The 23293-nt window shown below is 41.4% G+C and carries 20 protein-coding genes, 2 tRNA genes, 1 other RNA gene and 1 other annotated feature; of the genes, 1 reads left to right on the top strand and 22 read right to left on the bottom strand.

Annotation, left to right across the window (positions count from 1 at the left end; all coding sequences use genetic code 11):
• Nucleotides 1–13 precede the first annotated feature (13 nt).
• The 5 genes from phnG to tadA all read right to left on the bottom strand — a co-directional run bounded on the left by phnG (nt 14) and on the right by tadA (nt 3467).
• A complete protein-coding gene (gene phnG / locus L3V42_RS06820) occupies nt 14–442 on the bottom strand; it encodes a phosphonate C-P lyase system protein PhnG (RefSeq protein WP_235763149.1) in 429 nt (142 codons plus the stop codon).
• Nucleotides 443–637: 195 nt separating this feature from the next.
• Nucleotides 638–1813 carry a GNAT family N-acetyltransferase gene (locus L3V42_RS06815; protein WP_238471627.1) on the bottom strand — a complete coding sequence of 392 codons (1176 nt, stop codon included), beginning with the start codon at nt 1811–1813 and terminating at the stop codon, nt 638–640.
• An 18-nt stretch (nt 1814–1831) separates the two neighbouring features.
• Nucleotides 1832–2545: a GntR family transcriptional regulator gene (locus tag L3V42_RS06810; RefSeq protein ID WP_238471626.1), complete on the bottom strand. Its 714-nt coding sequence runs from the start codon at nt 2543–2545 to the stop codon at nt 1832–1834.
• A gap of 126 nt (nt 2546–2671) precedes the next feature.
• Nucleotides 2672–2937: signal recognition particle sRNA large type (ffs, locus tag L3V42_RS06805), an RNA gene on the bottom strand.
• A 68-nt stretch (nt 2938–3005) separates the two neighbouring features.
• Nucleotides 3006–3467, bottom strand: a complete 462-nt coding sequence (tadA, locus tag L3V42_RS06800) for a tRNA adenosine(34) deaminase TadA (protein WP_238471625.1) — start codon at nt 3465–3467, stop codon at nt 3006–3008.
• A gap of 100 nt (nt 3468–3567) precedes the next feature.
• Between tadA and L3V42_RS06795 the strand changes: the two genes are divergently transcribed.
• Entirely contained in the window at nt 3568–4098 is a 531-nt protein-coding gene (locus L3V42_RS06795; RefSeq protein ID WP_238471624.1) for a cysteine hydrolase family protein, read from the top strand.
• 90 nt (nt 4099–4188) lie between these two features.
• On the opposite strand, the gene L3V42_RS06790 is transcribed toward L3V42_RS06795, so the two are convergent.
• The 17 genes from L3V42_RS06790 to recF all read right to left on the bottom strand — a co-directional run bounded on the left by L3V42_RS06790 (nt 4189) and on the right by recF (nt 23292).
• The gene (locus tag L3V42_RS06790) at nt 4189–4704 is read right to left on the bottom strand and encodes a type 1 glutamine amidotransferase domain-containing protein (protein WP_235763144.1); all 516 of its coding nucleotides are present in this window, start codon (nt 4702–4704) and stop codon (nt 4189–4191) included.
• A gap of 73 nt (nt 4705–4777) precedes the next feature.
• Nucleotides 4778–5305, bottom strand: a complete 528-nt coding sequence (locus tag L3V42_RS06785) for a hypothetical protein (RefSeq protein ID WP_235763143.1) — start codon at nt 5303–5305, stop codon at nt 4778–4780.
• A gap of 151 nt (nt 5306–5456) precedes the next feature.
• Nucleotides 5457–7172 (bottom strand): acetate--CoA ligase, encoded by a 1716-nt coding sequence (gene acsA, locus L3V42_RS06780; RefSeq protein WP_238471680.1) that lies wholly within the window; start codon nt 7170–7172, stop codon nt 5457–5459.
• 199 nt (nt 7173–7371) lie between these two features.
• A complete protein-coding gene (locus tag L3V42_RS06775) occupies nt 7372–7551 on the bottom strand; it encodes a Uma2 family endonuclease (RefSeq protein WP_238471623.1) in 180 nt (59 codons plus the stop codon).
• 168 nt (nt 7552–7719) lie between these two features.
• Nucleotides 7720–7792, bottom strand: a tRNA-Arg gene (locus tag L3V42_RS06770).
• Between the two features lie 104 nt (nt 7793–7896).
• A complete protein-coding gene (gene proC / locus L3V42_RS06765; RefSeq protein ID WP_238471622.1) occupies nt 7897–8712 on the bottom strand; it encodes a pyrroline-5-carboxylate reductase in 816 nt (271 codons plus the stop codon).
• Nucleotides 8705–8830, bottom strand: a complete 126-nt coding sequence (locus tag L3V42_RS18275; protein ID WP_255771036.1) for a hypothetical protein — start codon at nt 8828–8830, stop codon at nt 8705–8707. Before L3V42_RS18275 ends, proC begins: the two co-directional genes overlap by 8 nt.
• Nucleotides 8831–9182: 352 nt before the next feature.
• Nucleotides 9183–9275, bottom strand: a tRNA-Ser gene (locus tag L3V42_RS06760).
• A 115-nt stretch (nt 9276–9390) separates the two neighbouring features.
• Nucleotides 9391–10659, bottom strand: a complete 1269-nt coding sequence (serS, locus tag L3V42_RS06755) for a serine--tRNA ligase (RefSeq protein ID WP_238471621.1) — start codon at nt 10657–10659, stop codon at nt 9391–9393.
• Between the two features lie 62 nt (nt 10660–10721).
• Nucleotides 10722–10952: a binding site (T-box leader), on the bottom strand.
• A gap of 154 nt (nt 10953–11106) precedes the next feature.
• Nucleotides 11107–12444 carry a serine hydrolase gene (locus tag L3V42_RS06750; protein ID WP_235763139.1) on the bottom strand — a complete coding sequence of 446 codons (1338 nt, stop codon included), beginning with the start codon at nt 12442–12444 and terminating at the stop codon, nt 11107–11109.
• A 272-nt stretch (nt 12445–12716) separates the two neighbouring features.
• Nucleotides 12717–14192: an IMP dehydrogenase gene (gene guaB, locus L3V42_RS06745; RefSeq protein WP_238471620.1), complete on the bottom strand. Its 1476-nt coding sequence runs from the start codon at nt 14190–14192 to the stop codon at nt 12717–12719.
• 189 nt (nt 14193–14381) lie between these two features.
• Nucleotides 14382–15596, bottom strand: a complete 1215-nt coding sequence (locus tag L3V42_RS06740) for a carboxylate--amine ligase (protein WP_235763137.1) — start codon at nt 15594–15596, stop codon at nt 14382–14384.
• Between the two features lie 267 nt (nt 15597–15863).
• Nucleotides 15864–16967, bottom strand: a complete 1104-nt coding sequence (locus L3V42_RS06735; protein ID WP_235763136.1) for an HD-GYP domain-containing protein — start codon at nt 16965–16967, stop codon at nt 15864–15866.
• 81 nt (nt 16968–17048) lie between these two features.
• A complete protein-coding gene (gene gyrA, locus L3V42_RS06730) occupies nt 17049–19607 on the bottom strand; it encodes a DNA gyrase subunit A (protein WP_238471619.1) in 2559 nt (852 codons plus the stop codon).
• 94 nt (nt 19608–19701) lie between these two features.
• Nucleotides 19702–21621, bottom strand: a complete 1920-nt coding sequence (gene gyrB, locus L3V42_RS06725; RefSeq protein ID WP_235763134.1) for a DNA topoisomerase (ATP-hydrolyzing) subunit B — start codon at nt 21619–21621, stop codon at nt 19702–19704.
• 259 nt (nt 21622–21880) lie between these two features.
• Nucleotides 21881–22150, bottom strand: coding sequence for an extracellular matrix regulator RemB (gene remB / locus L3V42_RS06720; protein WP_235763133.1), 270 nt, complete (start codon nt 22148–22150; stop codon nt 21881–21883).
• A 20-nt stretch (nt 22151–22170) separates the two neighbouring features.
• Nucleotides 22171–23292, bottom strand: coding sequence for a DNA replication/repair protein RecF (gene recF, locus L3V42_RS06715; protein WP_238471618.1), 1122 nt, complete (start codon nt 23290–23292; stop codon nt 22171–22173).
• Between the last annotated feature and the right edge of the window lies 1 nt (nt 23293).

The following is a 23293-nucleotide window of genomic DNA, read 5'->3' as shown; positions in this document are numbered from 1 at the left end:
TCGTTTTTATTCGTTAACTGTCCATTTCCATCGTTTGGAAGTCCACTTTTGTTTCAAAGAGTTTGGTCTGTTCCAACGCTTTTTGTTCATTAATCCTTACTTCTTCTAATAAAAGATCTGCTCCCCATCCTTGAGTTTCTGGTAAGTTTGCGTTGTAAGCTGCATCAATTATTGCTAACTGGCGTGCAATCTGCTCCTTCATTCCTTCGACAATACCAATGCCGATTGCTCCATTGATTTCTATTTTTGCTTCGGTAATAAGCACCTCACCGATATAAAAAAGTGAATTTTTAGCAGACTCCCGCATTTTCACCATCGTAAGTCCGTAGTGCGGGGCAATAATTTCCTTCCACTCATAGGTTGCTGTTATTGTTTCAGATAATCTTTTGGCCAAAATAGGGTTTCCTTCGATAAGAATTCTCGTCCGTCTCCGTCTTTTCATTTTTCCGCCCAACCTCCTTCACAATTTAAGCTTAACTTGTCGCCAAGTCGGGTGTGTTAAGCTAGTGTTTAGTTTCTGTAAAAAGTGGGACAAGGGGTCCGTGCATTTGTCCCAGTAAAAAAAGAGGTTGAGACATAACCTAAACTTATCGTTATGTCCCAACCTCTTCATTTAATGGTCTTTCCAATCACTCACTTAGAAAAAATCTGTGAAGTACGTCTGTTTTCTCGGAATAATATATTCTAACAGTTCAATTGCTTCAGTGTCTCCACTAATCAGTTCCAATTGATATAAATCTTCCGGTCGCTGGTAACCTAGCAGCATCGTAATAAGTTGTTGCACCGTGCAGCTTATCACAGGACCTTTTATATTATTCATTACTGACTCGTAGACGATATCAATCTTACCATCTGCCTCATGAAGTGTGTATATCCCCGTATTCTCTTCTATAAAAGGATCTTCAACCCTAATAGATAATGAACCGAAGGCTGTAGAGATACTACTCATATACTCCTTTAAAAAAGCTTCCACATCCACAATCCTTGCCATAAAATATGGCATGATCTTTTGCTTGAAGCGCGGTTCATGCACGAGTAATGGCAATAAATCAATTTCTGGAACAACCATTTCTACCTTTTCAGCCATGGAGTCATGATTGGCGATAAATTGCATGAATACCTTAAGTGCATTCGTCGTATTGTAAACAAACTCATCTACCTTGAACAACCGGTCTTTTAGCTGATAAATAATATATCCTTCCGCCTGGTTCTCTTCATCATAGGCGACTGCAATCATATGCTGATCTTTAAGTACTCGCTGTTTCCACCATTTTTCATCTCGCAATAAAGCACCATTGTAATTTTTGATATACTTGCGGTATATGGAATCCAGTAAAGGGATGTCGCTATTCACTCTTCTGACATAGCCTTTCCCGTTCCAATTCTGCTTTACATTTTTCATTGGGATCTCATAATGTTTTTCTGCAAAAGCCACCTCCCAGCCATATTGGCGGTAGAATGGAACAGAAAATGGATGAAGGAATGAAATCGTCTGTCCTTGTGCTTTCATGGTCTGCAATGCATGAAGCAGCAGCTCCTTTACCATTCCTTTTCTCCGGTATTCAGGCCACGTCGCAACCGAAGCTATCCCTCCCATCTCAAACGGGATACCATTAATAGATACAGCTAATGGAATCAAATGCAGCTTAGCAGCGATTCTTTCTCCATCCATCATCCCCCAAATAGCATATCTTTCTGCTTCTTCTTTTTTCTTATGTAATTCCTCTTCTGTTAGTTCATATTGAAATGCAAATTGGGATAATGAAAATATCTCGTCATAGTGACTTTGATTTAATTCAATGATTTTCCCCATTTTCGATACCTCCCTATGTTAACCTGCAGTGATGTCATAAGTGAATTTATCACTGCGATATAAAATTTTCGTGTATTCTAGTACTTCCTTCGTCTCCATGTCCAGACAATTCGTTTCAACGACTAGGAGAGGAACGAGGCTTTGGCAGGAGAGGAGTTCTTGCTCTTTTGCGGTAGGAAACGTAATGCTAAGCATTGTTTCGCTACTGGAAAAATGATTGTATCCAAGTTTGCGGTAATAAGCGAACATTGACGTAATCTGCGGACCGTCTTCCTTTATCTTGGGAAAGTGCGCTTTCCTAACAAAGGAATGATGAATTGCAATCGGTTCATTATCAATGAAGCGCAGCCGGCCGATTTGGTAGACTGCATCCGTTTCTTCAGCTTGAAGTGCATCATAAATTTTCTCGTCAAAATTGATTTTTTCACAGTACCGGTTTTCAGTTTTTAAATCATAACCGAGTTGCTGCATCTTTTCCGTAAAACTTGTTTTTCCCGTAAGCGACAATTGAATTTGCTTCGTTTTTTCCTGTAAATACCGTCCTTTTCCTTGGACAGAGTAGACGAGTCCTCTCTCTTCTAATTTCGTTAGGGCACTGCGCACAGTCATTCTTGGAACATGGTATCTATCGGCAAGTTCATTTTCCGAAGGTAGTTTTGTCCCTGGAGTGATTTTTTTCGAAACGATTTGCTGCATGATATCATCCATAATATCCGTATCGGTAAAAGACATGAGGAGCGCCTCCTTTAATCTCTCTTAACTACTGTTAGTTTATCACGTTACAATTGAAAAATAAAAAACGACTCTAGACAACACCATTTTGTGATGTCTAAAGTCGTTGCTCACGAAATATGTATACCGTGCACCTCACGTCGATACGACGTCCCTATGCGCTTCTTAGCTTCATGGCTCGGCCAAGGCTTCCCTGCGGCACACAAGAATGACCACTTACTGCTGCTTCCTTCCGGACCTGACAGGGTTCATGGGTTCCTGTTGCGCAGGACCCGAGCGTCAACACCAATTCACTAAGGCTGACCATACAGTCGCCGTACCTCGGCAAGGGATTCGGCCTCGCTATAGCGGATTGCGAGTACAGGGCACCGCTACCTCCCCGCTTAGCACGGTAAATACCATTATAACGTTTTCCGTTACTGTTTGCAATGGAAAACATTTCATAAACGGAAGCGGGAGTTTACTTATTTTTTCGCTGCCTTAGCGTCTTAAAAAAATCAGTAAGTAAACTGGCACATTCTTCCTGTAAGACACCGCTTGTTACTTCTACTTGGTGATTGAACCTCGATTCCTCCAGCAAATTGAATAACGTTCCCGCACAACCGGCTTTCGGATCCGGTGCCCCGTAGACAACACGTTTAATCCGTGATTGCACGATAGCTCCAGCGCACATCGGGCATGGCTCTAAGGTGACGTATAACGTACAGTCCTCAAGGCGCCAGCTGCCGACTTTTTCATTGGCCGCTTCGATAGCGAGAAGTTCAGCATGCGAGAGAGTCTGTTGCGATGTTTCCCGAAGATTATATCCGCTCGCAATGACTTCACCATCCTGAACGATGACTGCACCGATCGGCACTTCATTTCGCTCTCTTGCTTTTATTGCTTCACTGATCGCTGCTTGCATAAATTTTTCATCAGACATAAGATAACCCACATTTCTATAGAAGTTTGAAATCATAAGATTAGGAAATAACTAATAAGACATTTATTTTAGATATAATATCCACAAAGGAGCGAATACGATGCAGAACTTGAAAGATACAGCCGTTGTTTTCATTGATATCATCAACGATTTCAATTTTCCCGGTGGGGATAAATTATTAAGAAATACAGAGAAGATTTTGCCAAATTTAATCAAGCTAAAAGAATTTGCAAAAGAAAATAACCTGCCAGTCATCTATGTTAATGACCATTATGGATTATGGCAAGCTGACTTTGATAAAATTATTAAACAGTGCACGAATCATAGCAGTAAAGAAATAATTGAAGCGATGAAACCAGATGATGATGATTATTTCTTTATTAAACCACAACATTCCGCCTTTTTCCAGACGCCGCTCCATTCGCTGCTGACTGATTTGAATCGGTATTCGCTCATTCTTGCGGGAATAGCAGGGGATATTTGTATTTTATTCACAGCGAAGGATGCTTATATGTATAAAATGGACCTGCACATACCAGAGAACTGTATGGCTTCAGAGGAAAAGAATACAAATGACTATGCGCTATATTTAATGCGCTCCGTCATGAAAGCAAATATTGATTCCGTTTGAACCTCTCATGACTGAAGTCACGAGTGTTCTTGTTTATTTATAAAACTTGAAAAACACTCTCTCAAGAATAAACTTGAGAGAGTGTTCCACTTATTTCAATACATTCAGTGATTCTCGGGTAAATGCTGGAATATCGTCTGGCTGCCGGCTCGTAACGAGTTGGTTCTGGCAAACGACTACTTCTTCATCTCTAACCTTCGCTCCAGCATACTCCATATCTACTTGAATTGATTTATAACCTGTTGCATCACGGCCTTCGAGCGTTTTTGCTGTAATGAGTAACTGTGGACCATGGCAAATCGCGAATACCGGTTTTTTCTCGTCCATGAAATGTTTGGCAAATTCTACAAATCGGTCATCCGCCCGCAATTGGTCTGGTGAAAAACCACCTGGGATAAAGAGAGCGTCAAAATCGTTCGGATCCACGTCATCAATTCCATATTCAATCGGAACCTTGGCGTCCTTCTGTTTCCCGATGACTGTTTCACCTTTTTTTGCACCGATTGTAACTACTTCATGTCCGGCATCTTCAAATTCCTTTGCCGGCTCTGTATATTCCGAGTCCTCAAATAGGTCTGTAATGACTGTAGCAATTTTTTTACCCATCAATAGCAACTCCTTTATTAATGATTATACATAATGAAGTGTTCCCATTTTATGATTTCTAAAACATAAATATCTACCGGTACAATGTATTTTCGAAGCTTGCGATCTTTTCGAGACGACGATAAATTGCACCAGGCATCACAAATTTTTTAAAAGACTTTCTTTTTCCTATCTGTAATAAATCCACTCGTCCTTCTGTGCCATAGTAAAAGGCTTGCCAGGTGAATTTGGAGCAATAATTAGCTTCCAGCCGGGTTAAATCGCGTACATACGTATAGCGTTGCACATTGTCATAATACTGCATTGCCCATTTTGCTGCTTGACTCGCTTCCTGTTCATTGGAATGGCGGAGAATGGTGATTTTTTCTTCCTCCCGGTGACGCGAAAGATAGATTGGCATACTATCAGCGTGACCGAACTCCTTCCAGCGATTCACATGATAAATACGGTAATTCGTACCGACAATTCCGGTGTGTCCGACTAAAAATGAAGAAAGGGCATACTTATGGGAATAGAGCACATCACCAGGCTGCATTCTAATAGTTGTTCCTGGGTAGTAATGGATAATAGCTGTTTCTTCATCGTTAGTTGTACAATTCATGTGTATCTTCCTTTTTCATCCACCGTTTAATATTTTATAAACTGTTATGCATCATGGTACACAAAATCCGCCAATTGCACTGGATTTTCCGTTTCCAGATAATAATCTTCAAATCCTGCACTCTTATGCATGCAGGATTTTTTAACTTCAATTAATTTTCCAATGTTGATGTGTCTCCAGTTGGCAGCCCGAGCTCCCATGACTTCAAGAGGCGGCGCATAATTTTTCCGCTTCTCGTTTTTGGTATCGTATCCTTGATTTCAATTTCCCTTGGTGCAGCATGCGCACTTAAACCAGTTTTGACAAATTTGCGGATGTCTTGAAGTAAATCCTCTGATTCCTCATATCCATCATTTAGTGTAATAAATGCTTTAATAATTTCTCCACGTTCTGGGTCGGGTTTCCCAATAACACCAGCTTCCGCAACAGCAGGGTGTTCAATCAATTTCGATTCAACTTCAAATGGACCAACCCGCTCTCCAGATGTATTAATCACGTCATCCAGACGCCCCTGGAACCAAAAATAACCATCTTCATCCCGGTAAGCACTGTCTCCAGAAATATACCAGCCATTGATAAAATAACTTTCAAATTTACCCGGGTTATTCCAAATCTGGCGCATCATTGCTGGCCAGCCCGCTTTAATTGCAAGATTACCCATCTGATTTGGCGGCAGTTCATTTCCTTCGTGGTCAATGATGGATGCTTCAATTCCAGGAATTGGTTTCCCCATAGATCCTGGTCGGATTTCATTACACTGGAGATTCACAATCAGTTGTGCACCTGTTTCTGTCATCCACCATGTATCATGAATCCGTAAATCAAAGGCACGCAATCCCCATGTAATCACTTCCGGATTGAGCGGCTCACCGACACTTAAAATATGACGTAATGCGGATAAATCATACTGCTTCACTTTATCTTCCCCGTGACTCACAAGCATGCGTAAGGCCGTTGGAGCAGTATACCAAACTGTGACTTTGTATTTTTCAAGTGTTTCATACCAGGATTCCGGTGTAAATCTTCCACCGCGGACAACATTCGTCACCCCGTGCAGCCAAGGGGCAAATATACCATAGCTTGTCCCAGTCACCCAGCCTGGGTCTGCCGTGCACCAATACACATCATCCGGCTTCAGATCAAGGACCCACTCTCCGGTCGCATAATGCTGGATCATGGCGTTATGCACATGATAGACCCCTTTAGGCCTGCCAGTGGAACCAGACGTATAATGCAGCAGCATCCCGTCCTCTAAGTCAACCCATTCCATTTCAAATTCATCTGACGCAGCTTCCATCTCTTCTTCAAAACTAATGAAAGCTCCTTCCTTATCCGAATCCTCGCCAACGATTATGATATTTTCCAAATTGGGGAGTTCCGTATAAGGAACACGCTCCAATAATTCAGCTGTTGTAATGAGCACACTTGCTTCACTATCTTTTAACCGGTCTCTTACGGCCTGCTCCATGAATGCTTCAAAGAGGGGACCAGCAACGGCACCGGTTTTTAAAACTCCAAAAAAGGCGGCATAAAATTCCGGACTGCGCGGCATGAATAGAAAGACGCGGTCTCCTTTACGTACATTATATTTTCGAAGTACATTCGCAAACTTGTTACTGCGTTTACTCAGTTCAAGAAATGTGAATGCTTCCTCTCGGTCAGGACTCGAATAGATTAATGCAAGCTTGTCCTTTTTCTCCGGGTCTTCTGCATGGCGATCCAATGCTTCATACGCCATATTCACCTTTCCCGTCTGCTGCATACTGAGATGCTGCAACACATTCCCCCAGGAAAAATTCTCCCTGTATGAATCATAATCCTGTAAGTTATAGTCCCCATCTCTTGCGGGAATTGGCTTCATATCCATCATTCACCTCTCCTTTTTTGTAACCGTTAACATTTCTAACTACATGAAATAATGTAAATCTTGTACGAACTTAAATCTATTTTAGAACATTTTGTGACACTTTAAAAGTAATTTAGCTGAAAAGTTTCGGAAACGTTTTTTATTAAAAGAGCAAAGCACAGAGATAAAGTCTGCCTGTGCTTTTAATAAATGAGCATTATTATTCTTTAAATAGATAAGACAAATCAATCTGAATACCACCAAAAAGCTTTGATGTAACTTTTCCATGATCTGTTTTCATATCGGATTGTTCATATATATTTTCGCGATTAAGCGAATAAATTGTAATGGTATTCAACATCGGATTAGCAATCCAATATTCCTTGACACCATAATCCATATAGATGTTCAACTTGGTGACTAAATCATGCGACTGACGACCTCGTCAAGATACCGATTCATTTCATTACCTCCCTAGGATAGGTTTAATGTAATACATTTTAAGAGATGTGACCAGTCAAAAAATAAAAAAATCATTTATCCACATGTGGATAAATGATTTTTTAAGCGGCCCCGGCAGGATTCGAACCTGCGACGCATAGTTTAGGAAACTAACGCTCTATCCCCTGAGCTACGGAGCCATAGTGGGGAAGATAGGTAACATTACTATTATACAAAAATTAAGAAGAAAAACCAAGAGCAGAAAGGAAAGACAGGGCAGTTTTTCCCCGCCTTTTTTCTCTGCTTAAAACGTTTTTCCCAAATCGATGGAACGAAGCCGGGCACTTTCGATACAAGCGATAATAATTTCCTCAAAATCATTTGATTTAAGCGTTTGTAGTCCTGCTGCAGTTGTTCCACCTTCACTCGTAATATTTTCCCTTAAAGTGGAGGCTGGTTGCCCTGACTGCTCCAGCATTTTCCCAGCACCGATAATTGTCTGGGTAATCAGCGCATCAGCCGTAGAAGCTTCCATTCCGGCTTCTAGAGCCGCTTTTGTCATCGCTTCAACAAAATAGTAGACGAATGCTGGACCGCTCCCAGAAACGGCTGTCACCGTATGCATATCCGCTTCATTCACTACCTTCGTTATTCCAATCGATTGGAATAATTTCTTCGTAAAATTGATTTTTTCTTCATCGACATATTTGCCGCCTGCGATTGCAGTGGCTGAATAACCAATTTGTGCTGATGTATTTGGCATCGCTCGAATGACAGCATTCCTTTTTCCAATTATTTTCTCAATTGTTTCCGTCATGATGCCTGCAATAATAGAAATGACGAGTTGATCTTCTCTTATAAATGAGCGGATTTCACTTATTGACTCCGTTAAATCTTTTGGCTTCATTGCTAAGATAACGACATCTGCCAGGTCTAACAGCTCTTCTTTATCATAAGATGTCTGCACGCCATACATAGCTGCTATATCATTCAATCGTTCCTCATCTTGTTTATTTGTTACATAAATATCATTTTTATCTACTGTCTTCGTCTGCAGTATGCCGGCCATGATTGCTTCTGCCATCGAGCCGCACCCTACAAACACAATACGTTTACGCAATTCGAACACCTCTTCTTTTCTTTTTCACAACTAAAAAAGCTGATTCCATCCCTGCAACAAGGACGGAATCAGCTCCGCGGTACCACCTATTTTTGGCAATAAATTGCCCTCTCTGCATTGATAACACAGTTTCCTGCGGTTAGTTTATCGCTAACGACTCCCAGGTAGGTTCATACAAGCTTGTGCGCAGGGATCTCTCAGCCGGTGAATCCCATTTTCTGTCGGACAGTTCGCGTATTACTAGTCTGATCATCGTCTAAAGTGTATGTTATTTCTGTTAATAGTAGAATGAATTGTATTCTTTGTCAAGTGGGGATTTCGAAAATGGGTACTATTAGGTGAGTAGTTCGGTATTTTATTATGAGAATGAGAGCGGGTTTAACTTAAACTTGAGCATGTATGTTGTAAAGAACAAAAAACGCTCCATTCAATAAGAATAGGCGTTTTAAAGGATTTATGATTTATAAATATGGAGGAGGTAGAGGGATTCGAACCCCCGCGCGGTTTGACCCGCCTTTCGGTTTTCAAGACCGACCCCTTCAGCCAGACTTGGGTATACCTCCATAGTCACAAGATATAATATACCATAAATAATTTATGCTTGTCAATCTATTTCAGAGAAACTTATGAAAAAAAACCAGCTGGCGACATTTTCTACAACCAGCTGGTTAACATGCTCTATTTAATAACTTCTTTTCCACCCATATAAGGAATAAGTGCTTTCGGTACGACAACAGAACCGTCTTCCTGCTGGTTATTCTCTAGTATAGCGGCGACTGTACGACCGACTGCAAGACCAGAACCGTTCAATGTATGCACGAATTCAGGCTTCGCATTCGTATCACGACGAAAACGTATGCCAGCACGTCTTGCTTGGAAATCCTCAAAGTTAGAGCAAGAAGAAATCTCCCGGTACGTGTCCTGGCTGGGAATCCATACTTCAATATCGTATTTTTTTGCAGCAGTAAATCCTAAATCACCAGTACACATGCTCATCACACGGTATGGTAACTCTAATTCCTGCAGGATTTTCTCCGCGTGACCTGTTAATGTCTCCAATGTCTCATAAGAATCCTCAGGCTTTGCAAAGTGGACGAGCTCGACTTTGTTAAATTGATGCTGCCGAATCAAACCTCTCGTATCACGTCCAGCAGAGCCAGCTTCAGAACGGAAGTTGGCACTGTACGCAACATACCGCTTCGGTAAATCAAGCATGATCTCATCACGGTGATAGTTCGTGACGGGTACTTCTGAAGTCGGAATCAAATAATAATCCCAGTCCTCGAGTTTAAAGGCATCCTCCGCAAATTTCGGAAGCTGTCCTGTACCGGTCATACTCATGCGATTCACGATATATGGCGGTAGGATTTCCGTATAACCGTGATGATCTGCATGATAGTCCATCATGAAGTTCAATAAAGCACGCTCAAGCCTTGCACCAAGTCCCGTATAGAAAACAAAGCGGCTACCGGTAACTTTAGCTGCACGTTCGAAATCTAAAATGTTCAAGTTTGTTGCGATATCCCAATGCGGTTGCACTTCAAAAGAGAATTCCGGCTGCTCTCCCCACGTGCGATGGACGACGTTATCTTCTTCATCCTCACCAATTGGCACACTCTCATGTGGAATGTTCGGGATGGCATACATGACCTGTTCAAGTCTTGCTTCCACTTCTTTCAATTCTTTATCAAGTTTGGAAATCTCCTCACCGACTTGACGCATTTCCTGAATCGCAACATCCGCATCCTGCTTCTCTTTCTTCAACTTCGCAATTTCTTGTGTCGCAGCATTTCTTTTCGCTTTCAACTGCTCTGTCTCAGCGATCAATTTCCGGCGTTTCTCATCGAGTTCACCAAATGTATCGAGCTCGGATAAGTCTTCACCCCGGTGCTGAAGTTTCGCTTTCACTTCTTCATAATTGTTCCGTAAAAATTTCATGTCCAACATTTGCATTTCCTCCTTTTATTAGAAAAATTATATTTTAAAATCAAAAAACTCCCATCCCTAATAATAGGGACGAGAGTTGATATTCCCGCGTTGCCACCCTTGTTGAAAAGAAAATCTCTTCCGGCTCGATCTGCTTTAACGGTGCAGAGACCCCGGGTTTATTTACTCTGGAACAAGTCCTGTTCGATAAACCAGTTCAAGGATGGATTCACAGCTTTTCAACGTCGATTCGCACCAACCATCGACTCTCTTTAGAAGAACGAACTGCTACTATTTCCTGTCAATACCTTTAATTCATCTGATTTGCTACCATCATAGCCGATTCACTTAAAAAAAGCAAGCATGCTTTAGCTAATATTTCATTGCTACTTTAGTTTTATTCTTTATATAGCAAAAATCAATGCTTAAATATATTGTTCATTTGGCTATGATTCCTATTAGAACAGATTAAAACAATCCTTTAATCCAATCTACTGCTGTTGTGAAGACATTGCCGAAGAAGTCACCGATTGCACCTATCGTAAGCATAAACCAGTTTGCTTTTTCAACTGCTTCATCACTGACCACATCAACAACGACGGATTCCTGGTCGAATATATAACCATGATCGGTTGCTTCTCCTTGATATACAAGCGTTGCAGTACCAAGCTTTTCACCTTTTTCAATTGGTGCGACAATTTCGTTGTTATCATTCAGCTTCTCTTCATCAATATTATATTCCAAACTGTATAATTCCGTTTCTTCAGATTGGATTGGAATCGCAATGCCCTCACTAATAGAGACACTGACTTCATTTTCTTTACCTTTAGCTACAGGGAGAGTTCCCTCGTCTTCCAGCTGATGACCAGCCGGGAATAATTCTTCAGATGCGAAATTATTGAAACCATAATCAAGTAATTTCGCTGTTTCTTTGAAACGCTCTTCTTTTGAACCAGTTTTCATCACAACGGTAATGAGACGAGTTCCATCCCGTTCCGCTGTTCCAGTAAACGTGAATCCAGCAAGCTCTGTATTACCTGTCTTCAGTCCGTCCATTCCTTCATAATGGAATGACTGTAGATATGTCGCTTCATGGGGAAGCATCCAATTTAAGTTTTCTACTTTGTGCTCATCAAATTCTACTTCTGTCTGGCTGGAAATTTCTAGAGCTTCCGGGTAATCATTAACTAAATGATAGGCAAGCTGAGCGGCAGAGCGTGCAGACAAAAGGTTACTCGCATTCGGATCGGTTCCTTCTGGCATGTCATCGCCTAGGGAATCATTATCAAGACCCGAACTATTTACAAATTTATATTCGGAAAGGCCTAATTCCTCAGCCTTGTCATTCATCATTTTTACAAATTCCGTTTCAGAACCTGCAATTAATTCAGCAAGTGCAATGGTTGTCGCATTATCAGAGAAGACAGCCATCGCATTATATAAATCACGTACGGCATAATCTTTATTTTGTGTTAAACCTATTCCTGAAAACAGGACATTAGCAGAAATCTTATATGCATAATCGCTGATTTGTGTTGTTGTATCCCAGTCGATTTTTTCTTCATCGATTGCTTCAAGAACAAGATATTCCGTCATCATTTTCGTCATACTTGCTGGAGGAAGGGCAATATCTGCGTTTTTCGCATAAAGAACTTTTCCAGTCCCCGCATCAACTAAGATGGCAGACTCTGCATTTAAATCAAGGGTACTTTCTGCATGTATCGTGAGTGGCTGTATCATTAACGATGTAATCAGTAATACAAATGCAAGTATTCCTGATACAGTTTTTTTAGTAACTTGAATCAACTTATTTTACCTCCAACATGATTAAAAAATTTATAGTGCAGCACCTAAATATTCTATCACATTTTCATCAAAAAAAATAGAAGGAGCTAAGTCCTGATTCTAGTAATTTCCCTATCTATTCACCCCCGTTCATTTTACCTGCTTAAAGGATAAAAAAACACCTATTTTTCTATCAGGTTTGCGTGTAACCTGGGGGAAAAATAGGTGTTTATTTTAATAAAGTGAAACTTCATTCGGTAGGCATATTACAGACTGTTAATGCGTGATACAACTTACTGTACCGAATAGTTCGGAGCTTCTTTTGTGATCTGCACATCATGTGGATGGCTTTCACGGAGGCCGGCATTCGTAATTTTAACGAATTGTCCGTTCTTACGTAAGTCTTCAATCGTTGCCGTTCCACAGTATCCCATACCAGAACGTAAACCACCGATTAATTGATGCGAGATATCTGAAAGTGCGCCTTTATAAGGAACACGTCCTTCAATTCCTTCTGGTACAAGTTTCTTCGCATCATCGGTATCTCCTTGGAAATAGCGATCCTTGGAACCTGCTTTCATTGCGCTGAGGGATCCCATTCCACGATAAACTTTATATTTTCTGCCTTGGTAAATTTCGGTTTCCCCAGGGCTTTCCGTAGTACCTGCGAACATACTACCAAGCATGACCGCATGTGCTCCTGCAGCAATAGCTTTTACAATATCACCGGAATATTTGATTCCACCGTCGGCAATAACAGGTACATTGTATTCTTGTGCTGCTTTTGCACATTCATAGACAGCTGAAATTTGCGGTACACCAACACCAGCTACAACGCGGGTTGTACAAATAGAACCTGGCCCAATTCCGACTTTGACTACCGTTGCACCTGCTTCAATTAAAGCTACCGTTCCTTCTGCAGTTGCGACATTCCCTGCAATAATATCAAGATCCGGATAAGCGGCTCGCACCTTTTTCAATTGATTCAATACACCATCTGAGTGACCATGGGCTGTATCAATTACAATGGCGTCAACGCCAGCTTCGACGAGCTTCTCAATACGGCTCATTGCGTCTCCGGTTATACCGACTGCAGCTGCTACGAGTAATCTACCTTGGGAATCCTTTGCAGAGTTCGGGAACTCGATGACTTTCTCAATGTCTTTAATCGTGATAAGACCTTTTAAGATATCATTTTCATCAACGAGGGGAAGCTTTTCAATCTTATGCTGCTGCAGTAACTTTTCCGCTTCATTCAATGTTGTACCTACCGGGGCAGTGACAAGATTCTCACTCGTCATTACTTCAGATATCTGGATGGAATAATCCTGGATAAAGCGCAAGTCACGGTTCGTTAAAATACCGACAAGCTTTTGCTCCTCGATATCATTTACAATCGGCACACCAGAAATCCGGAATTTACCCATAAGATGTTCAGCATCATATACTTGGTGCTCTGGCGTTAAGAAAAACGGATTCGTAATAACACCACTTTCAGAACGTTTTACCCGGTCGACCATTTCCGCCTGTTCTTCAATGGACATATTCTTATGGATTACTCCGAAACCACCTTGACGTGCCATCGCAATTGCCATTTTTGCTTCTGTAACGGTATCCATCCCGGCACTAATAAAAGGGGACTTCAACTTCAACTTTTCGGATAACTGTGTTCCAAGTTCCACTTCATTCGGCAGTACATTTGACTGGGCAGGAATAAGCAATACATCATCAAATGTTAAGCCTTCTTTCCCAAATTTATCTTCACGCATGTTTGTTCTGGCCTCCTAATATATTCTGTAACCAATCTCGTCTTGTTTAGCTATTTTTATTTACTTTACGCCAATTGTTGACGTTTTTCAACCAGATCGAATTTAATAGGAATAGTAAATAGATTCTAAATCTTTACAGTTAGTAGTTCATCCTTTTTCTAGAAAAAATCCCCAGGCATACTGGGGATTTTACCATTTATTGTTTTTATATTTCCGATAATAGTTAAATTGTCTAAGCAGCATATAGAATTTACGCTTAAAGCTCTTATCCTTTTTATAAAAGAGGGGGTTACCCCATTTTTTTTGTTTAATAAGCCGATTCACATCTTGCTTCACTGCATCATTTTCGACAAAGTTGTTTAACACAATCCGTGGCACAACGGAAAACAGATATTCTTCATTCAGATAGGTAGTTGACTTTTCCTTATCATGAAGTACATCATCGACAATGTACTTTGCCATATTGTGCCCAAGTGCCGTTACATAATAGCTGGAGCGGCCTTGGCGGATATTGACTTCAAAGATTTTAAATTTCCCATCACGTTCATCATATTTCATATCGAAGTTAGCAAAGCCGACATAGCCGACTGTCTCTAGAAATTGCTGTAGCTTTTTCATCATTTCTTCGTTGTAACGAGTTAGGACGGATGTATAGTTACCAATCGCTGTTGCGGTATGCTCCTGCAAAACAACTTGTCCGAAAGTAACAAGTTCCGTTTTACTTTTCGAATTCAAATAAAGGACGGAATCCCACATGTACGTGTCGTCTCCCGGTATATAATCTTGCATAATCAGTTCATCCCGGTAGCCGCTTTCCTTAATCATCTTAATGACCTTATCTGTTTCTTCCGGTGTATTTACCCTGTATACCTTTTCTTGACCAGTGAACGGGTGTTTATAATATTCAATTCCGTTACTTGGTTTGATAATAATTGGATAGGTCATTTCTTCCGTGAACGGAGCATCGTCATTACAGTCATAGAAAGATGTCGCCGGTGTATCAATTCCGTATTCACGGCAAAGTTTATAGAAATTTGCTTTCTTCTGGAGCTGATTCATCAGATCCTCGGAAATATAGGTGAAACGGTAATAATTTTTTAATTCTTCATCGTGTTCGATGATCAAACGGACATACGCATCGTTCGTGCCAACAAGGATTAATGGGTGATTGCGGTTCTGTAAGCTTTCTGCGAGTTCTTTTAAAATCGGAACAAATCTCCCTTTATCCGTTAAGTCAGGATGAATGTCGATCCGTTCAGGAATCGTGCTAAAGCTAGTAAATCCCATTTCCTGCTTTCCGACAAGAATAGGATGAATATCGTAGGCTTCATGGAAGGAAATCGCCATATTATAGGCATTGATATCCGTTCCAATGATAACTGGGGTAAAAGATTGATTATTCATAATGCCTCCTGTTTCTTTCGTAAAGAATTCTATCTGTATTGGATTTTAATCGTTTGAATATAAAGTTTAATCTACTGAAATGAGGTTTAATTAGTTACTTGATTAGGGGAGTGTTAGGCTGGCAGTTACGATTTTCGGTTCATTAGAAGCCCTGTAAATGACCGAAAGAATATCACAGCCGACGGATCATTAGAGCCCTATATACAACCGAAGCTCTACTAAACAACTACCTTCAGGCATTTAATCCCTGCCAAACGCTAAACCCACTTAATCTAATATAATCTCCTCAATATGTAAATTAGGATTCATTTGCAAGCCGATAATCTCACCTGTCTCGTGTAATTTCACTAATGGGGACGCTGGGTGATCATCATCAAAGTAAACAATTTCCCCTGTCTTATGATTCGATAGGTGGACGGTTTTTCCGACGGCTCGCCTGGCTAAACTCTCAATAAAGGATTGAACAATCTGTGGATCAAGCTTCGTATATCGTTCCTGGAAAAGTTCTTCCAGCGCTTTAAAAACAGATTGCTTCTCCAAACGGTCACTCGTCATCGCATAGTATGTGTCACAGACAGCAAGGATCCGGGCAAATGTATTGATCTGTTCATTCCGTATGCCTAGTGGATACCCGCTCCCGTCCATCCGTTCATGGTGCTGCAAAATGGCAATTTTTCCTGCCTTTGATAAACCGGTCACTTTTTCAACCATCCGGTAAGAGTAAGTTGAATGATTTCTCATATCGTTTTCTTCGGGTTCGGTTAGGGGAGATCCTTTTGTAATTATACCAAAATCAATCCGTGTCATCCCAGCATCTGCAAGGTAGGCGGCTAAGCCAATCTGAATCCATTCCCCTTTACGGTAGCCTAGCTCCTTTCCTAAAAATGCAGAAAGGAGACTGACTGCAACACCATGGTAGTAAATATAATCTTCTCGTGTTCCGTATTGATGGAGCGTGAAAATTTCCATATCCAATTCCTCAATCCGTTCAAGCAGGGGAAGAATAGACTGCCTTACCTTTACCATATCAATAGGAACATTGTTATTCCATTCGGTGAAAAGTTGTTTATAATCCCGCACCGCTTCCATGTAATGGGCAGGGAAGGAGCGATCCTCTTCAGGTTCCAAGTAAATTTTCTTCTGCACAGGTTTCGGCTTTTCTACACGTTTTGGCTGTTCTTTCGCAATAAATGTTTCACCGTTTTCCAGTTTAGTCGAAACTTCTACGGATTCAATGAGAAATTTATGTAGGACGGTAATATGTTCATTTGTTAGGACTGTTCGCTCATTTATAATCGGATGACCGGATTTACCCAATACATCCAGTAAAAGCACGGTACCTGCAACTAATTGTGATGGATGAACACGCATACTTCTACCTCCAAGGAAAAATTAGGAAAAGTGACCCGCCTTAAACGCTTAACCGTTTATTCCGGGTCACTTCGAATATAATTATTCTTCTATATCTTCGTCATCATCTGTTTCATCTGTTTCCGGTGATTCTTGGATGTCACTGTTAGGTTCACGATCATTTGTATTTTCTGTTTCTGTTACTTCTGACGAATCTTCTTCAATTTCCAGTTCCTCTTCATCATCAATCTTAGCAACAGTTGAAACTTGTTCTTCGTCCTGTAGGCGAATGAGGCGGACACCCATTGCATTTCTTCCTGTTTCAGAAATTTCTTCCACCGGGATACGGATAAGAACACCAGCAATTGTAATGAGCATCAGATCTTCTTTGCCTGTCACTGTTTTCACTTTCACGACTTTTCCGGTTTTATCCGTAATTCGGCACGTCAAGACACCTTTACCGCCACGGTTAATCCTGCGGTATTCTTCTTCAGGCGTCTGTTTCCCGTAACCATTTTCCGTCACATGAAGAATGTTCGCTCCAGGCTCTATGATTTCCATCGAGACAACTTCATCCTCATCCCGTAAAGAAATACCTTTCACCCCGGCTGCTGTTCTTCCCATCGGACGAATTTGGTCCTCCTCAAAACGAATTAGATAGCCATCTTTCGTTGCAATCATTACATCCTTTTTCCCGTCCGTTAAGCGAACGGAGATAAGTTCATCTTCGTCGCGTAAATGAACAGCAATCAAGCCGCCTCGTCGAATATTCGTAAACATGGAAAGCGATGTGCGTTTAGCAATTCCATACTTCGTCGTAAAGAGAAGATATGCTTCTTCATCATATTCTTCAACAGCAATAACTGCGTTGATCCACTCATCACTTTCAACTTGCAATAAGTTGATGATTGGGATTCCCTTTGCAGTACGACTGAATTCCGGGATTTCATAACCCTTCAAGCGATAAACCTTTCCACGGTTTGTGAAAAAGAGTATCGTATCATGGGTTGAGCAGGAGACGAGTTGTTCGACAAAGTCATCTTCATTCGTTCCCATTCCTTGAATTCCGCGGCCGCCCCGGCGCTGTGTACGATACGTAGAAGCCGGCAATCGTTTAATATAGCCATTGTGGGTGAGCGTAATGACAATGTTTTCTTCCGGAATCAAATCCTCATCCTCGAAGAATCCAGCCCCTCCAACAACAATCTCCGTACGACGCTCGTTACTGAAACGCTCTTTAATTTCAATTAATTCTTCGCGGATGATTTCGAGTACTTTCTCTTCATCAGCAAGAATTGCTTTCAGTTCAGCAATTAGTGCGAGTAATTCATTATATTCATTTTCAATCTTTTCACGCTCTAAACCAGTTAAACGCTGAAGTCGCATGTCTAGAATAGCTTGAGCCTGTTTTTCTGATAGACTGAACTGTGTCATTAAGCCTTCACGGGCAATTTCAGTTGTTTTCGAATTACGAATCAAGCTAATGACAGCATCGAGGTTATCAAGTGCAATCCGTAATCCTTCTAAAATATGAGCACGAGCCTCTGCTTTCTTCAGTTCAAAAGCAGTACGTCTTTCAATGACTTCAACCTGGTGCGTGAGATAATGCTCCAGGCATTGTTTAATATTTAAAATTCGCGGTTGCCCGTCGACTAGTGCTAATGTGTTCACACCGAATGTTGTTTGCAGAGCCGTATATTTATATAAATTATTTAAAATAACGTTCGCATTAGCGTCACGGCGGATTTCCATTACAATACGCATGCCATCACGGCTCGATTCGTCACGCAGATCGGTAATCCCTTCAATTCGCTTATCCCGGACGAGTTCAGCAATCTTTTCTACCAGTCTTGCTTTATTCACTTGGAATGGCAATTCGGTTACGATAATCGTTGATTTCCCATTCGCATGTTCTTCAATATCAACCTTCGCCCGCATCGTAATCGAGCCTCTACCTGTTTCATAGGCTTTTCTTATGCCGCTTCTACCAATGATGATTCCCGCCGTCGGGAAGTCTGGTCCTGGGAGATACTCCATTAATTCCTCGACTGTAATCTCTTCATCTTTTGATAGAGCAAGAACAGCATCAATCGTCTCACCTAAGTTGTGAGGCGGGATATTTGTCGCCATTCCGACTGCAATTCCTGACGTTCCATTCACAAGCAAGTTAGGAAAACGGGCAGGGAAAACAGCTGGTTCTCGCTCTGAACCATCATAGTTATCTCTGAAATCAACTGTATCTTTATTCAGATCCCGGACTAATTCCATCGATATTCTTGATAATCTCGCTTCGGTATAACGCATTGCTGCAGCTTGGTCACCATCGACAGAACCAAAGTTTCCGTGACCATCAACAAGCATATGGCGATAACTGAAATCTTGTGCCATTCGCACCATCGTGTCATAAACAGCAGAGTCACCATGCGGATGATACTTACCGATTACTTCCCCGACAATACGGGCGGATTTTTTATATGCTTTATCCGGCGTCATACCTAAATCATTCATCGCATAAATGATTCTGCGGTGAACTGGCTTCATACCGTCACGTACATCGGGTAAAGCCCTTGATACAATAACACTCATAGAATAATCAAGGAAAGATGTCCGCATTTCCTGACTAATATTTATTTCCTGTACATTCCTGCGTTCTTCGGCCATTTCTGTTACCTCCTAGTCGGGAAACTCCTTTTCCCCGTACACAAGAAATGAAAGAGGGGAGCGATATCGCCCAAGTCCTCTTCATTTCCACATTCTATATATCCAAGTTTTGGACGTATTTTGCATTTTGCTCAATATAGTCACGGCGCGGTTCTACTTTATCGCCCATGAGCATATCAAAGACTTGATCCGCTTCAATCGCATCCGTCAGCTGAACTTGAAGCAAGGTGCGGTTCTCTGGACTCATCGTTGTGTCCCAAAGTTGATCAGCATCCATTTCACCAAGTCCCTTGTAACGCTGGATGACTGGCTTTGGTGCTTCTGGCAGTTCAGCTAAGGATGCCTGTAATTCCTCATCACTATAAACATATTGCACGTTTTTCCCTTGTTTAATTTGGAATAGCGGTGGCTGTGCAATATAGATATATCCGTAATCAATTAATGGGCGCATATACCGGAAAAAGAATGTAAGCAGCAAGGTGCGGATATGAGCACCATCGACATCGGCGTCCGTCATAATTACGATTTTATGATAACGTGCTTTTTCTATATCAAATTCTTCACCGATTCCCGTTCCTATCGCAGTAATCATCGAACGAATTTCCGCGTTAGATAGGATTCGGTCGAGTCTTGCCTTTTCCACGTTCAGAATCTTACCTCGAAGCGGCAAAATTGCCTGGAAATGCCTATCTCTACCAGCTTTAGCAGAACCGCCGGCAGAGTTCCCCTCTACGATATACAGTTCACTAATAGAAGCATCTTTCGAGGAACAGTCAGCGAGTTTACCTGGTAAGTTCGAGATTTCCAGCGCACTTTTTCTTCTCGTTAGCTCTCTTGCCTTTTTCGCAGCGACTCTTGCGCGGGAAGCCATTAGTCCTTTATCGACAATAATGCGGCCAACCGTTGGATTTTCAAGGAGAAATGTTTGGAACGTTTCACTGAAAACTTGGTCGGTAACCGTACGAACTTCACTGTTTCCCAGTTTCGTTTTCGTCTGACCTTCAAATTGCGGGTCCGGATGCTTGATAGAGACAATTGCGGTCATTCCTTCTCGTACATCATCCCCAGTTAAGTTTGTTTCATTTTCTTTTAATAATCCGCTTCTACGGGCATATTCATTAATTACACGGGTTAAAGCACTACGGAATCCAAATTCATGGGTACCACCCTCATACGTGTGAATATTATTAGCGAAAGAATAAAGGTTAGAGGCAAAGCCGTCATTGTACTGAACTGATATTTCAACTTCAATACCTTGCGATGTGCCGTTTGCATAAAACGGTTCATGAAGCACTTCTTTATTCTGGTTAATATACTCAACATACGAATTGATTCCGCCTTCGTAGTAATAGCTGACAGGCTCTGCATCTTCCCGTTTATCTTCAATTGTGATGGTAAGACCTTTGTTTAAAAAGGCGAGCTCACGGAGACGCTGCTCTAATATGTCAAATTCGAATTCCGTCGTTTCCGTGAAAATTTCCGGATCCGGTGTGAAATGGATTTCTGTTCCTTGAATCTCTGTTTCACCGATGACACCGAGTTCTTTTACTACTTTACCTTGTTCAAAGGCAATCGAGTGAATTTTCCCTTCACGGTGTACGTACACTTCGAGACCGCTGGAAAGAGCATTTACAACGGATGCACCAACTCCGTGGAGTCCACCGGAAACTTTATAACCGCCACCACCGAATTTACCGCCGGCATGAAGAACCGTCATAATAACTTCGACTGCTGGCCGACCTGTTTTCTTTTGGATGTCGACAGGGATACCACGACCGTTATCTTTTACGGTGATGCTGTTGTCTTTTTCGATGATGACTTGGATATGATCACAGTAACCAGCAAGGGCTTCGTCGATACTGTTGTCAACGATTTCCCAGACGAGATGGTGGAGTCCTCTTGAACTTGTGGATCCGATGTACATTCCTGGACGTTTGCGAACAGCTTCGAGGCCTTCCAAGACTTGAATTTGTTCCGCGTCATAGGATTGATTGTTAGATACATTTTCTGCCATAAATCGCTCACTCATTTCTATTTTCTATCCAGGGTTCGCAGTCCAAATACCTCTTTCTTTCCACGGGCAATGAAGAATTGCAGTTCATTCTTCTCTGCTGGTAAGCCTCCTCGGGCTGACGCTCTGTGGGGTCTCACCTAGCCTATCCTCCCGCAGGAGTTTCAAGGTATTTGGACTGCTCCCAGGAAAAACTTAAATTTCATTCTTTCAACAAGATAAATACTATAATCAGTCTGGATAAATCTCAGTAATCATAGAATTACTCATAATAGTCTTCCATGTGTTTGATGGTTGCTTTGATGCTTGTGCGTTTTTTTAGGGTTGCTACGGATAGGGTGCTGACGTAGGTTCCTTTTGTCGTGACCATCATGGATTTTGCTTGGACGGTTGGTCCTTTTAATGTTTTTTCTTGTTTGGCTTGGTCTACCATTTCTTGTAAAAGCACAGATGAGGAGATAAGCTCGTAATCAATTATTGCAATAATTGTTGAGGATTGTATGACATTCCCATTCCCAATATCGATAAACATAAGGTAAGTAACGACCTCCTTTAGTGTTTTTCTACAGATACGGTTCCATTTGTCACCCGGAACAATTCTGCTTCTTTCAATGTTTCATGATGAATACCATCAACGCTTGTTGTCGAAACAAAGGTCTGTACTTTTCCTTGAATGGTATTTAACAAATGGGATTGTCTAAAATCATCCAGCTCACTTAATACATCATCCAACAATAAAATTGGGTATTCGCCGACTTCATGATGGATCAGTTCAATTTCTGCGAGTTTCAAGGAAAGGGCGGTAGTCCGTTGCTGGCCTTGAGAACCATAGGTCTGAACATCCATCCCGTTTACGTAAAAGGTTAAATCATCACGGTGGGGACCGATGAGACTTGTTCCTCGTTCTATCTCCTTCTCTTGAATTTCTTCGAATTTATGCCGAAAAGCCGTTTCGATTTCTTCTTCGCCGTCCTGCTCAGATACATCGACACTAGCATCGTATTTAATTTCCAGCTCTTCCAGTTCTTGACTGATTTGATGATGAAGGGGTGCTGCCCATTTTCGTAGCAGTTTCAAAAAGCTGAACCGTTTTGCTAGAGTGATGGCAGCATGCTGGATTAACTGTTCGGTAAGAACTTCAAGCATCGTTACTTGATTCCCACCCTGACGTTGTAATTGTTTCAGAAGAGAATTTCGCTGTTTTAATATTTTCTGATACTGTGCCAAATGATAAATATATGTCGCTTGAATCTGCCCGAGCTCCATATCAATAAACCGTCTCCGGGCTTGAGGAGGTCCTTTTACAAGTGTCAGATCCTCCGGGGCAAACATGACGACATTTAATGCACCAATGAAATCACTTAATCTGCGTTGTTCCAAATGATTTAGTTTTGCCTTCTTTCCTTTCGTGGAAATAATCATCTCAAGGGGAAGTGCCTGGTTTTTCTTTTTTACTCTACCTTCTATTTTAGCATATTCTTTGTCCCATTGAATAAGTTCTTTTTCTTTTGTTGTCCGGTGAGATTTGGTAAATGCAAGACAATAGATTGCTTCCATCAAATTTGTCTTGCCTTGTGCATTCTCCCCGATAATGACATTCACTCTATCGTCAAAGGTGAGCGTAAGTGCGTCATAATTTCTAAAGTTTTTAAGGACTAGCTGTTCGATATGCATA

Origin of the sequence: Oceanobacillus alkalisoli, assembly GCF_022213125.1 — a bacterium.
Taxonomy (GTDB): domain Bacteria; phylum Bacillota; class Bacilli; order Bacillales; family Amphibacillaceae; genus Oceanobacillus; species Oceanobacillus alkalisoli.
Note: the sequence above shows the minus strand (reverse complement) of the source record. Positions and strands in the feature narration are given on the sequence as shown.

Excerpts from the sequence above, each read along its gene's own strand:
- phnG (WP_235763149.1), bottom strand. The coding sequence starts at position 442 with ATGAAAAGACGGAGACGGACGAGAATTCTTATCGAAGGAAACCCTATT.
- L3V42_RS06815 (WP_238471627.1), bottom strand. The coding sequence starts at position 1,813 with ATGGGGAAAATCATTGAATTAAATCAAAGTCACTATGACGAGATATTT.
- L3V42_RS06810 (WP_238471626.1), bottom strand. The coding sequence starts at position 2,545 with ATGTCTTTTACCGATACGGATATTATGGATGATATCATGCAGCAAATC.
- tadA (WP_238471625.1), bottom strand. The coding sequence starts at position 3,467 with ATGTCTGATGAAAAATTTATGCAAGCAGCGATCAGTGAAGCAATAAAA.
- L3V42_RS06795 (WP_238471624.1), top strand. The coding sequence starts at position 3,568 with ATGCAGAACTTGAAAGATACAGCCGTTGTTTTCATTGATATCATCAAC.
- L3V42_RS06790 (WP_235763144.1), bottom strand. The coding sequence starts at position 4,704 with ATGGGTAAAAAAATTGCTACAGTCATTACAGACCTATTTGAGGACTCG.
- L3V42_RS06785 (WP_235763143.1), bottom strand. The coding sequence starts at position 5,305 with ATGAATTGTACAACTAACGATGAAGAAACAGCTATTATCCATTACTAC.
- acsA (WP_238471680.1), bottom strand. The coding sequence starts at position 7,172 with ATGGATATGAAGCCAATTCCCGCAAGAGATGGGGACTATAACTTACAG.
- L3V42_RS06775 (WP_238471623.1), bottom strand. The coding sequence starts at position 7,551 with ATGGATTATGGTGTCAAGGAATATTGGATTGCTAATCCGATGTTGAAT.
- L3V42_RS18275 (WP_255771036.1), bottom strand. The coding sequence starts at position 8,830 with ATGCAGAGAGGGCAATTTATTGCCAAAAATAGGTGGTACCGCGGAGCT.
- serS (WP_238471621.1), bottom strand. The coding sequence starts at position 10,659 with ATGTTGGACATGAAATTTTTACGGAACAATTATGAAGAAGTGAAAGCG.
- guaB (WP_238471620.1), bottom strand. The coding sequence starts at position 14,192 with ATGCGTGAAGATAAATTTGGGAAAGAAGGCTTAACATTTGATGATGTA.
- L3V42_RS06740 (WP_235763137.1), bottom strand. The coding sequence starts at position 15,596 with ATGAATAATCAATCTTTTACCCCAGTTATCATTGGAACGGATATCAAT.
- L3V42_RS06735 (WP_235763136.1), bottom strand. The coding sequence starts at position 16,967 with ATGCGTGTTCATCCATCACAATTAGTTGCAGGTACCGTGCTTTTACTG.
- gyrA (WP_238471619.1), bottom strand. The coding sequence starts at position 19,607 with ATGGCCGAAGAACGCAGGAATGTACAGGAAATAAATATTAGTCAGGAA.
- gyrB (WP_235763134.1), bottom strand. The coding sequence starts at position 21,621 with ATGGCAGAAAATGTATCTAACAATCAATCCTATGACGCGGAACAAATT.
- remB (WP_235763133.1), bottom strand. The coding sequence starts at position 22,150 with ATGTTTATCGATATTGGGAATGGGAATGTCATACAATCCTCAACAATT.
- recF (WP_238471618.1), bottom strand. The coding sequence starts at position 23,292 with ATGCATATCGAACAGCTAGTCCTTAAAAACTTTAGAAATTATGACGCA.